We start from the raw sequence: 12,477 nt of genomic DNA, 5'->3' as shown, positions 1-12,477 counted from the left end.
GGCGGGGTTTTCTTGCGGGAAGAAAAAGAATGCGCGTCCGCCCCCTCATGTTGATCGTCACCGCCGTCATGCTGATTGCCGGCTGCACCACGTCCCGCCCTGCCGCGACCATTTCCCCGGCCACGCTGTCGCCTGCGACCCAGAGCCTGCGTGACCTGACTCACCTGCCGCCGCCCGCTGGCCCCATCAGCGTTGCGGTGTACGGCCTGCGCGACCAGACCGGGCAATACAAACCGTCCCCCGACAGCTCGTTTTCCACCTCGGTGACCCAGGGCGCCGCGTCGCTGCTGATCAGCGCCCTGCGGGACTCACGCTGGTTCAAGCCGGTGGAACGCGAAAACCTTCAGGACCTGCTGACCGAGCGCAAAATCATCCGCGCCCTGGAGCAGCCCCAGGACCAGGCCCAGGTGCAACTGCCTGCGCTGCGACCGGCGAACATGATCATCGAAGGCGCCATCGTCGCCTACGAAAGCAATGTGCGCACCGGCGGCATCGGCGTTCGCTATCTGGGTGTCGGGCCCTCGGAGCTTTACCGTCAGGATCAGGTGACCGTTAACCTGAGGGCGGTGGACATCCGCACCGGTGACATCATCCAGAGCATCACCACCACCAAGACCATATTCTCGATCCAGGTCGATTTCGGCATCTTCCGTTTCGTCTCCCTCAAGCACCTGCTGGAGGTGGAGACCGGCGTGTCACGCAACGAGCCCGTGCAGCAATGCGTGCGTGAAGCCATCGAGACGGCGTTGATCCACATGATTGCCCAAGGTGCGCGGGACGGTAGCTGGAACCTGAAAAATCCCACTGACTTGAACAAACCGCTGCTGCAGAGTTACCTGCAGAGCTACGACGAACAGATGACCACCTTGCCGCTGGCTGACGCGGACAAGGACATCGTTGCCACAGGAGAGAAAAATGGAACGCAACGCTAAAGGATTCGGCTGGGTCGCAGCGGCACTGCTGCTCACCGGCACGCTCGCCCAGGCGCAGGATCTGGTGCGCGAAGCACGCTACGCGGACATCACCGTCGGCAACAGCGTCGCCACCATCTTGCAGATCGGCGCCTATAACACTGCGCGCGTCGATCAAAGCGGGGCCCGACAGAATCAGGCCGTGAGCCAGACCGGCAGTCGCAACCAGGCGGTGATCAACCAGAGCGGCGTCAATAACGCGCTCACCGCCCAGCAGTACGGCACGGCGAACACCGCGCAGGTCAGCCAGTCGGGCAACAACAACCAGACCGGCGTGATGCAAAACGGCACCGACAACGCCGCGAGCGTGGTACAGACCGGCGCCTACAATCAGGCCTTCGTCGGGCAGTACGGTCAGGCCAACCAGGCCAGCGTTACCCAGGCCGGATCGGGCGGCGCCGTCTCCATCAAGCAGTTCGGCGACAACATGAACGCCAGCGCGACCCAACGGTGACCTTGATGATGGATTTCACGCAGCTGGTGGTGACGGTTGACGCCCAGCGCAGCGGCTCGACGGTGGTGATCCGCCCGCACCTCGAGAATCCTGCCCCGCTGACGCTGCAATACCGAATGACCGTCAGGCAGAACAGCGCCCAAGGCACCTCGGCCATCAACCAGCAGGGCGACCTGCAGAACGGCGTCGCGGCAAACAGCGTGAGCCTGACGCTGCCGGCTGACGCCACGTGTCAGGTGCATCTGGAGGTCTTCGACCGCACCACGCTGATCAAATCGGTGGACAGCGACTGCGGCGACACGCCCGCCCGCTGATTCAGACGGTGCGGGTTCAGAAGCACAAGCCGCTTCAGCGCCCTCTCCCTCGCTCGGCCCCCGACCGTCAGCGGATAAGATGCCGGGCGCCGGGAACATCCCGGGCGGTCCGGGCTCCAACCAGTCTGGATCGAGTATCCGCCCTCCTCGGGAACCGACAGACCATGACCCCGCGCTGCTCTTTTAAAAAGCTCGCGCCGCCCGGATCATGGCTGACGCGCAGGCACGACGTTTGCGCAAACGCAGGCGTCTAAACCGGCGTGTCCGTCGCGGTTTACGCCCTTGAGTGACCGGCGGCGCTCGGGTAATGTCAGCACAACCACAGGACAGAGCACGCTCATGACTTCCAAGCTGGAACAACTCAAGCAATTCACCACCGTCGTTGCCGACACCGGCGACTTCGCTGCCATCGAAAAACTCAAACCCGTCGACGCCACCACCAACCCTTCCCTTTTGCTCAAGGCCGCTTCCAGCGACAGCAACAGCGATCGGTTGAAAGAGGCGTTCACCGGCAGCAACAACGACATCAACGTCGCCAGCGACCGTTTCGCCGTCGCCATTGGCCGCGAGATCCTGAAAGTGGTCCCGGGCCGCGTCTCCACCGAAGTGGACGCACGCCTGTCGTTCGACACCCAGGCCTGCATCGAACGCGCCGACCGCATCGTCGGTCTGTACGAAGATTTCGGCATCGGTCGCGACCGCATCCTGATCAAGCTGGCGTCAACCTGGGAAGGCATCAAGGCCGCTGAAGTGCTGGAAAAGAAAGGCATCCAGTGCAACCTGACCCTGCTGTTCTCCTTCGCCCAGGCCCAGGCCTGTGCCGACGCCGGCGTGTTCCTGATCTCGCCATTCGTAGGTCGCATCTACGACTGGTACAAAAAAGCCGAAGGCAAAGACTACGTCGGTGCAGAAGACCCGGGCGTGCAGTCGGTGACCCGCATCTACAACTACTACAAGGCCAATGACTACAAGACCGTGGTCATGGGCGCCAGCTTCCGCAACCTCAGCCAGATCGAAGAACTGGCCGGCTGCGACCGTCTGACCATCAGCCCTGACCTGCTGCAGAAACTGGCAGAAGACAACGGCACGCTGGCGCAGAAACTCAAGCCGGGCAATGGTGGCGAGCCGCGCGTGACCCTCAACGAAAGCCAGTTCCGCTGGGCTTCCAACGAAGACGCCATGGCCACCGAGAAACTGGCCGAAGGCATCCGTCAGTTCGCCCGTGACCAAGTGGCACTGGAAAAAATGCTGTCGGCCAAAGCGTAAAGCGTCAGGCATGTAAAAAGGGCGGCACCCTCACAGGTGCCGCCCTTTTTTAATGCCTCGGTTCAGGACCGAGGCGTGTTACTGGTGTTCGAGTGCGTTGACCAGATCGCGGAAGGCTTCGCGGTTCGAATCGTTCAAGCCCATCAGGATCTTATGGGCCTCCAGCACCTTCGCCTTGACCACGTCTTCGCACTGATCCTGGCTCGGCAGATCGCTCAGCGCTTCAGGACGCGGAATAGGCCGACCGACGATGTTGAACACCTGATCGAAGCCCATCGACTGCAACAGGCGCGTGATGTCTTCGTGGGTGGTGACGACCGTCGGCAACAACCCGGCTTTCTGGCGCGAGAGGATCGACAGCTTGGCCAGCAGACCGAGGGTCGTGCTGTCGATGCTGCGGGTTTCGGTCAGATCGATGACCACCGTCGAGAAGTTCATCGAGGTGAAGATCCGTTCAATTGTCGCATCCAACGCCGAGCACAGTGTCAGACGCACTTCACCCACAAACTTGAGGACGAATGTGCCGTCTTGCTCGGCGAACTGGATTCTACCGGTACTCATTAAAGGTTCCTGCTCAACACTAACAAGGCGATATCATCCGGCATCTCCCCTAGCGTGGCCAATCCAAACGTTTGGCGCAGACCATCCAGGCTGCCCCCCGCCGCCTTGACCAGTTCGGGCAAGTTGGCTTCTTTCTCTTTGAGTGTATCACCTGGCAGAAGGTCCAGAATGCCGTCGGACAGCAGCGTCAGACTAAAGGACTCCGGCAGATCGATGACGTGATCCGTGTAAGTCGCTTCGTTGAACAGCCCGACGGGCAGACCACGGCCTTCCAGGTAATGCGTGTCACCCGGGGTGTAGAACACCGGCAGCGGCAAATGGCCGCCGACGCTGTAGGTCAACTGCCCGGTGTCTTCGTCGATCACGCCGCCCACCATCGTCACGTGCTTGCCCAGCTTGCAGCTGATCAGCCCGCGATTGATATGGCCCAGCACGTCTGACGGTTTGAATTCCGGCAGACTGCCGCCGCGCTTTGATTCGAACAGCAGACGCGTGGTCATGAATTTCAACAGCACGGTGATGAACGCAGACGACGCGCCATGGCCGGACACGTCCGCCAGGTAGAACGCAACACGGCGCTCATCGACCCGGAAATAGTCAACGAAATCGCCCGACAGGTACAGCGACGGGATGATCTCATGTTCGAATTCGAACGCATCAATGGCCCAGGGGCTGGTAGGCAGCATGTTCATCTGCACCTGACGCCCCGCGTCCTGGTCTTCCTGCAGCAAATGCAGGCTGGCCTCGAGCTCGCGGTTGGCGGTCTCCAGCTTCTGGCGGTATTCCTGGTTTTCGTGGAGCAGGCGTGCGCGATCCAGCGCGCGTCGGACCGAGTGCTCAAGCACTGCGAGGTCTTCGAGGGGTTTGATCAGGTAGTCGGCCGCGCCAAGGCGCAGGGCTTCGACGGCATCGCTCATCACGCCTGCGCCGGACACCACGATGACCGGGGTTTCCGGCGCAAGGCTGGTGACCTGACGAATCAGCTCGAGACCGCCCACCTGCGGCATGCGCAGATCGCAGATCAGCAGATCGGGCTTTTCCTGCTCGAAGGTCTGGAGACCCTGCAGGCCATTACCGGCTTGCAGAACGCTGAAACCGCTGTCTTCCAAATAGGCCGCGAGACTCGCGCGCACTACTTCGTCGTCATCGATGATCAGCAGCGTGGCACTGGTTTTTTGCATGTGGGCAAACGGCGCCAGATTAGGTTGGCGTAGGCGGCTGGTTGCAGTCAGCCCGCGTACTGGATTCGCTTCTAGCCTCTCTGGCTCAGGTAGCGGACTTTTGGTCAAACGCTTCAAATGACAGAGCTGCCCTTCAAGGCGCAGACGGTACTCCCATCCGCCTGGCGTTTCAAGCGTGGCCCGGCTGCCGAGCGGCGTCTTTACATCGCAAATCACCCGGAGTTATAAGAACCGTTAAATCAGCAATCAAAACAAAGGATGTGCCATGGGTCAGCTCGATCGCGATTACGAAGAAAAACGGGATTACATTCGCATGCGGGTCGATGCGGACATCAGTCTGATCTACGCCGGCCAGATTATCCCGGCGGTGTGCGTGGATTTATCCAGCTCCGGCATGCAGATACAGGCGCCGCGCTCGTTTCAGGTGGGTGACAAGATCAGCGTGAGCATCGATTCCGAGCATGCCGCGCTCAAGGGCCTGGAGGCCGACACCGAGGTGGTGTGGATTGCCGACATCGACGGCGGCGATCAGAGACTGGGCCTGACGATCTTGAAGATCAAGTGACGGCAGCCCGGAACTCCGTCACATTTTCGAAAATTAGCGAAAATAAAAAGGCGACCCTAAGGTCGCCTTTTTTTGCGTCGTTTTGCGGACCGGCTGAATCAGAAGTCGTCGACGACCTTGCCGTCTTTGACCTTGAACTCACGGTTCTGTAGGTAAGCGTTGCGGATGAAGATGTACTTGTCGCCATTGATCAGCTTTTCAGCCGACAGCAGGCTGGCGCGGGTATCGACCAGACTCACGCCCAGCGCGGTGTTGCGCGTCGGCACGTGATCAATGTACCGCCAAGGCTGGGTGTAGGTGTCAGGGTATTTGGCGAATGCGTCACGCACGGTGCTGGGACCGAACAGCGGCAGCATCACGAACGGACCGCTGGCAACACCCCAGTGACCGAGGGTCTGACCGAAGTCTTCGTCGTTGCGCTGCAGGCCCATCTTGGTGCCGACGTCGAAGAAGCCGAGCAGACCGAACGTGGTGTTGAAGATCAGGCGCGCGGTGTCGACGCCAGCGGCCTCAGGCTTGGCCTGGAGCACGTCGTTGGCAAAGTTGGTCACTTCGCCGACGTTCTTGAACATGTTGTGAATGCCGTCTTCGAGGAACTGCGGCGTGATGAACTCATAGCCTTGGGCGATGGGTTTCAGCGCATAGGTGTCGACGGTGTCGTTGAAACGGAAAATCGCACGGTTGACGCCTTCCCACGGATCTTCGTCTGCCGCGTTTGCAGCCATCGGCGCCACGGCCAGGCTGGCCCAGACGCACGTTCGAACCAGACGATTAATAAAGCCAGCACCGTTCTCGGGCATAGCTGAGACTCCCAGTCAAAGTAATGAAGCGGGCGCTACGCCCCAAACCAAAGGCGAGAGTATAAAGCCTTCTGTGACTATTTACGTCGCTGAAATGGTCAGGGTTTTGTAGGGCAATAAACATCCCGAGTCACTGTCATCGTTCAGTCATCGATTTGTCATGGCAATCCCTTAGCGTCTACGGCTTTGAGAGGGAATGCCATGCTCGCCCCGGTTGCCGTCGCTGTTCCGTCGTTCACCGCTGTGTTGTTCGGACTCAGCGGATGCCTCGTCGACTTCGGCGCCCAGACACGCACGCTGCTTGCCGCCGATGGCAAGTCCCTCGCCTCCCATGACGTCCAATCCTTTGCAGCGCCGGCGCCCGGTGCAATCAACGCACTGAAGTACCTCAAGCAGCACGGCATTCCCTGCGCCTGGATCGATGAGTACCCCTCCCCGGTTACCGATCAACTGGCTGCGCCACTGAGCAACCTGATTTTGCCCACGCCCCCGCCGACCCACCGCTGGCCAGCACCTGATGCGTGTTGGCAGGCGCTGATGATCCTTGGCGTCATGCAACTGGACGGCTGCGTGCTGGTCAGCGGTGATCCGCGTCTGCTCATGGCCGGAATCAACGCAGGGCTGTGGACGGTCGGGCTCGCGTCCTGCGGGCCGCTGTGCGGTTTGTCACCCGAGCAATGGGAAGCGCTGAGCGACCTGGATCGCGAGCGCCGTCGCGGCCGCGCCACCCTTGAGCTGTATGCCGCCGGCGCGCATTCGGTCATCGATCACTTGGGGGAACTGGAGTCCTGCCTGGCGGATATCACGCTGCGCCGGCAGAAGTCGGAAAAGCCTTGAGCTGACAGCGGTCATGCACGGCGGCCGGGAGTGGATTAGTCTAGAGCGGTAAGGACCTTTGCCTTCGCATTGCGGTCCATCGTGAGACCCATCACATTAAGGAAGACCCCATGTCCGTCAGTGACTTGCAACTACAACTCAACACGTTGCGCGAGCAGCTTGAGCAAAATCCGCAGCTGACGCTGGAAGAGCGCGGGAACCTGACTGAGGTCATGGAGCAGATCCAGGCGCAGATCGAACTCGAAACAGTCTCCCAGGACCCGAGCATTGCCGGTGGCGTCAACCTGGCGGTCGAGCGGTTTGAAGTCGATCACCCGACCATCGCCGGCACGCTGCGCAATGTGTTGGTAACCCTGGGCAGCATGGGGATCTGAATCATCCCGTCCCCCTTCATGTGGGAATGACGGGGATGGCGTTCCACCCGGTCAATCCCACAGTGAGTTAACGTGCAGAAAGTGGTCGAGAAGTTACTGCCGCGCGAGACGCCCGTTCTCCAGCGTCAGTGTTTCCGTGCTGCGGTACGGATTGATGTCCAGCCCGCCGCGGCGCACGTAACGCGCATACACCGTCAGCTTCTCTGGCTTCAGCAAGCGCTTCAGGTCCATAAAGATGCGTTCCACACACTGCTCGTGGAAATCCGAATGCTGGCGGAAGCTGACGATGTACGCCAGAAAACTTGCGTGATCCAGCGCCGCGCCACGGTACTCCACCGCGACGCTGCCCCAGTCCGGCTGGCTCGTCACCGGGCAGTTGGATTTGAGCAGATGGCTGTGCAGCGCGTCGTCCACCACTTGCGACTCATCGCAGCGCAGCAGCTCGGGTTGAGGGCGGTCGTAGCTTGAAATGCTCACGTCCAGGTCATCGACACACACACCCGGCACCGCGACGATACCCTCGGCCTCGATGTCCTTCAGACTGCGAACGCGGACGCCAACCGGCTTGCCTGCGGCCGCCGAGAGGTCTTTCTCCAACGTGGCGATCAGCTCGGCTTCAGACGCGAACGCAGTCTGGTTGAGCGAGTTCAGGTACAGCTTGAACGACTTGGATTCGATGATATTGGCCGAGTCCGCCGGAATGCTGAACTCACCGATGGCCACCACCGGCTTGCCCGACGGCAGCAGCCAGGACAGCTCATAACAATTCCAGAAATCGACACCCTGATAAGGCAGCGTCTCGGCGGTCAGGCCCAGCTCCGCCCACTTGGCAGCGCGCGGAATCGGGAACAGCAGAGACGGGGTGTACGTGGCGATGTATTCGCTGGACTTGCCCAGCGGCGAGTGTTCGGCTGCGGGATGCATGGCGGGACCTGAACCTGAATAAAGCGGCTGTAAAAACCAAGGCCGCGAAGTTTATCGGGTTCGGCCCGGGTTTTCAGCGTTTACTGACTGATCGCCAACTTACCGACCGTGCCCCCTGGCCATGCCCGGGAATATTGCACGCGGACGCCAGACCCGTGGCGTCATTGCTCCCCGCCGCGGGTCAGCCCCTGATCCCTCTCCTACTCGTAGCGCAGGGCGTGGGCCGGCTGAATCTGCGCGGCGCGATAGGCCGGGTAGATCGTCGCCAGAAAGCTGAGGATGAAGCCGGCACTGCAGATCAGCGCCACATCGCTGCCTTCGAGCTTCGACGGAAGGTTGCTGATGAAGTACACGTCCGAGGTGAAGATGTGCTGGCCTGTCACCCGCTCGACCCAGCCGACGATCTGACTGACGTTGATCGCCGCGATCACGCCCAGCACACCGCCGATGACGGTGCCGACGATGCCGATGACGGTGCCCTGCACCATGAAGATGGCCATGATCTGCCCGGGAGTGGCGCCAATGGTGCGCAGAATCGCGATGTCGGCGCCCTTGTCGTTCACGACCATGATCAGCGTGGCGATGATGTTGAAGGCCGCCACGGCAACGATCATCAGCAGCAACAGGCCGATCATGGTCTTTTCCATCTTCATGGCGCTGAACAGGCTGCCCTGACTGTGGGTCCAGTCATCCGCCTTGTAGTCCGCACCAAGGCCGGCGGCAATGGCCGTGGACACCTGGGGCGCGGCGTACAGATCGGTCAGCGCCAGGCGCACGCCCTGCACCTGATTGGGCTGCCAGCGCTGGATCACCGCAGCATCCGCGACGTTCACCAGCGCCATGGAACCGTCCAGTTCAGCGCCGACCTTGAACACGCCCACCACCGTCAAACGCTGCAAACGCGGGGTGATGCCACCTGGGGCGCTGCTGATTTCCGGAACGATCAGCGTCAGTTTGTCGCCGACGTTCAGGCGAAAGCGCCGGGCGGTGATTTCGCCGATCACCACACCAAACTCGCCCGCCTTCAAGTCCTGCAACCGGCCCTGCACGATGTGCTGGGTCACGATGGAGACCTTGGATTCCAGCGCCGGATCGACGCCGTTGATTTGAATCGGCTGCATCGACCCCTTGTACGACAGCATGCCGTCCATTTCAGTGAACGGCACGGCGGCGGTGACTTGCGGATCCTTGAGCGATGCCTTGGCAGCCGGCTGCCAATCGTCCAGCGGCTTCACTCCGGAGATCACCGCATGGGGAACCATGCCGAGGATCCGCGAGCTCATTTCCTGCTGGAAACCGTTCATCACGGACAGCACCACGATCATCGCCAGCACGCCCAGCGCCAGCCCGATCATCGAGGTCATGGAAATGAACGAGATGAAGTGGTTGCGACGCTTGGCCCGCGTGTAGCGCGTACCGATAAAGATGGATAACGGTCTGAACATTCGTGGAGCACCGTAACTAAGCAGCTGAAAGTAAAAAGCCGATGCCCGAAAGGCACCGGTTGTGCGGGTCAGGCTTCGACCAGACGGCCTTCTTCAAGACGCCACACGCGGTCCATCTGCCGGGCCAGCGTCATGTCGTGGGTCACCACCAGAAAAGCGGTGCGCGACGACGTGCTGAGTTCCAGCATCAGGTCCTGAATCCCTTGGGCGGTATGCGAATCGAGGTTGCCGGTGGGCTCGTCGAGCATGACCAGACCCGGCTGGTTGACCAGCGCGCGGGCAATCGCCACCCGTTGGCGTTCGCCACCCGACAACTCCGATGGCTTGTGCGCCAGTCGATGTTTGAGCCCTACCCGCTCCAGCAGGGCGGTTGCGCGCTGACGCGCTTCCGGAATCGGCGTCTTGCCGATCAGCAGCGGCATGCAGACGTTTTCCAGCGCAGTGAACTCGGCCAGCAAGTGGTGGAACTGATAGACGAAGCCAAGGGCGCGATTGCGCAGCAGGCCGCGGGCCTTCTCGTTCAGCGCCGAGAGCTCTTCGCCCGCCAGCCAGACACTGCCTTCGGTCGGCGTGTCGAGGCCGCCGAGCAAGTTGAGCAAGGTACTTTTGCCCGACCCCGAACTGCCGACGATCGCCACGCGTTCGCCCGGGTGCAACTCCAGTTGCAGCCCCGACAGGACGACCACGGATTCCGGACCTTCCTCGTAGGACTTGCCCAGGTTGCGGCAGCTCAGTACAGCTTTATCACTCATGCCCGACTCACTCATAACGTAGCGCCTCCGCCGGCTGGGTGCGCGCAGCACGCCAGGCTGGATACAGGGTGGCGAGGAAACTCAGGACCAGCGCCGCGCCGCATACCAGCAGCACGTCCTGGGCCATCAATTGCGAAGGCAGATAGTCGATGAAGTAGACATCCGCATTGAGAAACTTGTGACCGATCAGGCCTTCCAGCGCCGAGATCGCCGAACTGACGTTGAGCGCCGCAAGAATGCCGACACCGGCGCCGATCAATGTTCCGACCACGCCGATAACCGTGCCCTGGACCATGAAGATCGCCATGATCTGGCCCGGGGTCGCGCCCAGGGTGCGCAAAATGGCGATGTCGCCGCGCTTGTCGTTGACCACCATGACCAGCGTGGAAATGATGTTGAACGCCGCCACGGCCACGATCAGCAACAGCAGCAGGCCGATAATGGATTTCTCCATGCCGATCGCCTGATACAGGTTGCCGTGGGTGCGGGTCCAGTCACGGGAGTAATACTGATGCTCGCCGAGATTCTGGGCGATGTCGTACGCCGTGCGCGGCGCCTTGAACAGGTCGGTGAACTTCAGGCGCAAGCCCTGCACCTGATCCGGCTTCCAGCGGTGCAGCCGCGCCAGATCCTGCAGGTTGGTAACGCCCAGGTAGCCGTCCAGCTCGCCGGCGCCGACATGAAAGATGCCGACCACGGTGAAGCGCTTCATGCGCGGGAACATGCCCGCCGGGGTCACGGTGACTTCGGGTGACACGAAGGTGACTTTGTCGCCCATGCCGACCCCGAGCTTGGTCGCGGCCTTGTCGCCGATCACCACGCCGAAGCCGCCCGCGACCAGATCGTCGAGGCTGCCCTGCTTCATGAAGCCGTCGATGATCGACACCTTGCGCTCCTGCGCCGGGTCGATGGCGTTGAGCAGGATCTTCTGCACGTTGCCGTTGTTGGTCAGCAGGCCTTGCATCTGGGTAAACGGCGCAACGGCTTCGACCTGTTTATTCTGTTTGACGCGGGCGGCCAGGGCCTGCCAGTCATTGATCGGCTCGCCGGACTCAATGGTCGCGTGGGGCACCATGCCCAGCACGCGGGTGCGCATCTCGTGGTCGAAGCCGTTCATGACCGAGAGCACGACGATCATCACCACCACGCCCAGGGCGAGGCCGATCATCGACGTCAGGGAAATGAAAGAGACAAAATGATTACGACGTTTGGCACGGGTGTAGCGCGTACCGATAAATACAAAAAGAGGTCTGAACATTTAGGGGCTTGTTCGAAGGAATGGGAACGTCCTTGTGGCGGGCCTGGGCCAGCGGCTTTACACTCGAATCACCGCCGAATCATGCTCGAAAAGCCGAGCCATGATTTTGAGCAATCACTCTGACAATCGCCGCTACCATGGGTTCGCCATGCCGACACTAGATGAAGAAGAACGCCGCGAATACTACCGTATCGAGGACAGCGTCGCACTGGAAATTAACCGCATCGCCGGCCCGGACACGGGAGATGAACCTGGCCATCACGACACTTCCACGCTGTTCGATCTGCTGAGCGAATTGCACGTCGCCGAGTTCGAATCCCAGCACCTGCTGCGTCAGCTGGATGATCGCGACCGCACCACCAACAGCTTCCTTCGGGCCATGAGCAAACGCATCGACCTGCTCGGTCAAGTGGTTGCGCACACCGCATTGGGCAAGCTGGGCGCCCCTCAGCGCGTGATCATGTCCGAGGGCGGTCTGCAATTCGTGACCCCTCAACCCTTCCCGCCCGGCACCTTGCTGTCGGTGAAAATGGTGCTGATGCCCCAGGCTTCGGGGATGATGCTGCGCGCCCGGGTGACACATTGCGATGCGTTGGCCATCGGCGATTTTGACGTCGGCAGCGAGTGGATCGACCTCACCGATGCCCAGCGCCAATTGCTTGCCCGACACATCCTGCAACGACAAGCCGCGCAGCGACGCCTGGCCCGTGAGCAAAGTGACCCAGACGTCAAGCCCAACTGATTCCAGCTCGACTTATTCCAGCGCTATGCGTAC

General features: G+C 61.1%; 15 protein-coding genes. 8 read left to right on the top strand and 7 right to left on the bottom strand.

The features are described from left to right. The first annotated feature begins 29 nt into the window (after nt 1-29). From SLW75_RS00330 to tal, 4 genes are all read left to right on the top strand, one after another. On the top strand, nt 30-932 hold the full coding sequence (locus SLW75_RS00330; protein ID WP_065989627.1) for a CsgG/HfaB family protein: 903 nt from the start codon (nt 30-32) through the stop codon (nt 930-932). Further along, nucleotides 916-1,425 (top strand): curlin-associated protein, encoded by a 510-nt coding sequence (locus tag SLW75_RS00325; protein ID WP_410933201.1) that lies wholly within the window; start codon nt 916-918, stop codon nt 1,423-1,425. Before SLW75_RS00330 ends, SLW75_RS00325 begins: the two co-directional genes overlap by 17 nt. Nucleotides 1,426-1,430: 5 nt before the next feature. Next, the gene (gene csgH, locus SLW75_RS00320) at nt 1,431-1,739 is read left to right on the top strand and encodes a curli-like amyloid fiber formation chaperone CsgH (RefSeq protein ID WP_065989708.1); all 309 of its coding nucleotides are present in this window, start codon (nt 1,431-1,433) and stop codon (nt 1,737-1,739) included. A gap of 339 nt (nt 1,740-2,078) precedes the next feature. Next, nucleotides 2,079-3,005, top strand: coding sequence for a transaldolase (gene tal, locus SLW75_RS00315; protein ID WP_065989621.1), 927 nt, complete (start codon nt 2,079-2,081; stop codon nt 3,003-3,005). A 78-nt stretch (nt 3,006-3,083) separates the two neighbouring features. Here tal and rssC read toward each other — a convergent pair whose 3' ends face one another. Both rssC and rssB read right to left on the bottom strand, forming a co-directional pair. Then, nucleotides 3,084-3,566, bottom strand: a complete 483-nt coding sequence (rssC, locus tag SLW75_RS00310; RefSeq protein ID WP_037009276.1) for an anti-sigma factor antagonist RssC — start codon at nt 3,564-3,566, stop codon at nt 3,084-3,086. Next, a complete protein-coding gene (rssB, locus tag SLW75_RS00305) occupies nt 3,566-4,747 on the bottom strand; it encodes a two-component system response regulator RssB (protein WP_065989620.1) in 1,182 nt (393 codons plus the stop codon). The genes rssC and rssB overlap by 1 nt, the downstream gene beginning before the upstream one ends. A gap of 265 nt (nt 4,748-5,012) precedes the next feature. On the opposite strand from rssB, the gene SLW75_RS00300 reads away from it, so the two are divergent. Beyond that, on the top strand, nt 5,013-5,312 hold the full coding sequence (locus SLW75_RS00300) for a PilZ domain-containing protein (protein WP_065989616.1): 300 nt from the start codon (nt 5,013-5,015) through the stop codon (nt 5,310-5,312). A gap of 98 nt (nt 5,313-5,410) precedes the next feature. Here SLW75_RS00300 and SLW75_RS00295 read toward each other — a convergent pair whose 3' ends face one another. Then, nucleotides 5,411-6,112 carry a VacJ family lipoprotein gene (locus SLW75_RS00295; protein WP_192134241.1) on the bottom strand — a complete coding sequence of 234 codons (702 nt, stop codon included), beginning with the start codon at nt 6,110-6,112 and terminating at the stop codon, nt 5,411-5,413. Between the two features lie 201 nt (nt 6,113-6,313). On the opposite strand from SLW75_RS00295, the gene SLW75_RS00290 reads away from it, so the two are divergent. Both SLW75_RS00290 and SLW75_RS00285 read left to right on the top strand, forming a co-directional pair. Next, nucleotides 6,314-6,949, top strand: coding sequence for a phosphatase (locus SLW75_RS00290; protein ID WP_065989614.1), 636 nt, complete (start codon nt 6,314-6,316; stop codon nt 6,947-6,949). A 110-nt stretch (nt 6,950-7,059) separates the two neighbouring features. After that, nucleotides 7,060-7,323: a DUF4404 family protein gene (locus SLW75_RS00285; protein ID WP_410933200.1), complete on the top strand. Its 264-nt coding sequence runs from the start codon at nt 7,060-7,062 to the stop codon at nt 7,321-7,323. Between the two features lie 93 nt (nt 7,324-7,416). Here SLW75_RS00285 and queF read toward each other — a convergent pair whose 3' ends face one another. The 4 genes from queF to SLW75_RS00265 form a co-directional block, all read right to left on the bottom strand. Continuing rightward, on the bottom strand, nt 7,417-8,247 hold the full coding sequence (gene queF, locus SLW75_RS00280) for an NADPH-dependent 7-cyano-7-deazaguanine reductase QueF (RefSeq protein ID WP_065989609.1): 831 nt from the start codon (nt 8,245-8,247) through the stop codon (nt 7,417-7,419). 200 nt (nt 8,248-8,447) lie between these two features. Continuing rightward, nucleotides 8,448-9,692, bottom strand: a complete 1,245-nt coding sequence (locus SLW75_RS00275; protein ID WP_065989608.1) for a lipoprotein-releasing ABC transporter permease subunit — start codon at nt 9,690-9,692, stop codon at nt 8,448-8,450. A gap of 68 nt (nt 9,693-9,760) precedes the next feature. Further along, nucleotides 9,761-10,444 (bottom strand): lipoprotein-releasing ABC transporter ATP-binding protein LolD, encoded by a 684-nt coding sequence (gene lolD / locus SLW75_RS00270; protein WP_167355799.1) that lies wholly within the window; start codon nt 10,442-10,444, stop codon nt 9,761-9,763. 7 nt (nt 10,445-10,451) lie between these two features. Further along, nucleotides 10,452-11,702 carry a lipoprotein-releasing ABC transporter permease subunit gene (locus SLW75_RS00265; protein ID WP_065989603.1) on the bottom strand — a complete coding sequence of 417 codons (1,251 nt, stop codon included), beginning with the start codon at nt 11,700-11,702 and terminating at the stop codon, nt 10,452-10,454. A gap of 148 nt (nt 11,703-11,850) precedes the next feature. On the opposite strand from SLW75_RS00265, the gene SLW75_RS00260 reads away from it, so the two are divergent. After that, nucleotides 11,851-12,444 (top strand): PilZ domain-containing protein, encoded by a 594-nt coding sequence (locus SLW75_RS00260; RefSeq protein WP_410933199.1) that lies wholly within the window; start codon nt 11,851-11,853, stop codon nt 12,442-12,444. The last annotated feature ends 33 nt before the right edge of the window (nt 12,445-12,477 follow it).

Source organism: Pseudomonas sp. W5-01, assembly GCF_046540435.1.
GTDB classification, from domain to species: domain Bacteria; phylum Pseudomonadota; class Gammaproteobacteria; order Pseudomonadales; family Pseudomonadaceae; genus Aquipseudomonas; species Aquipseudomonas graminis_B.
This window is presented reverse-complemented; position numbering and strand designations above follow the sequence as displayed.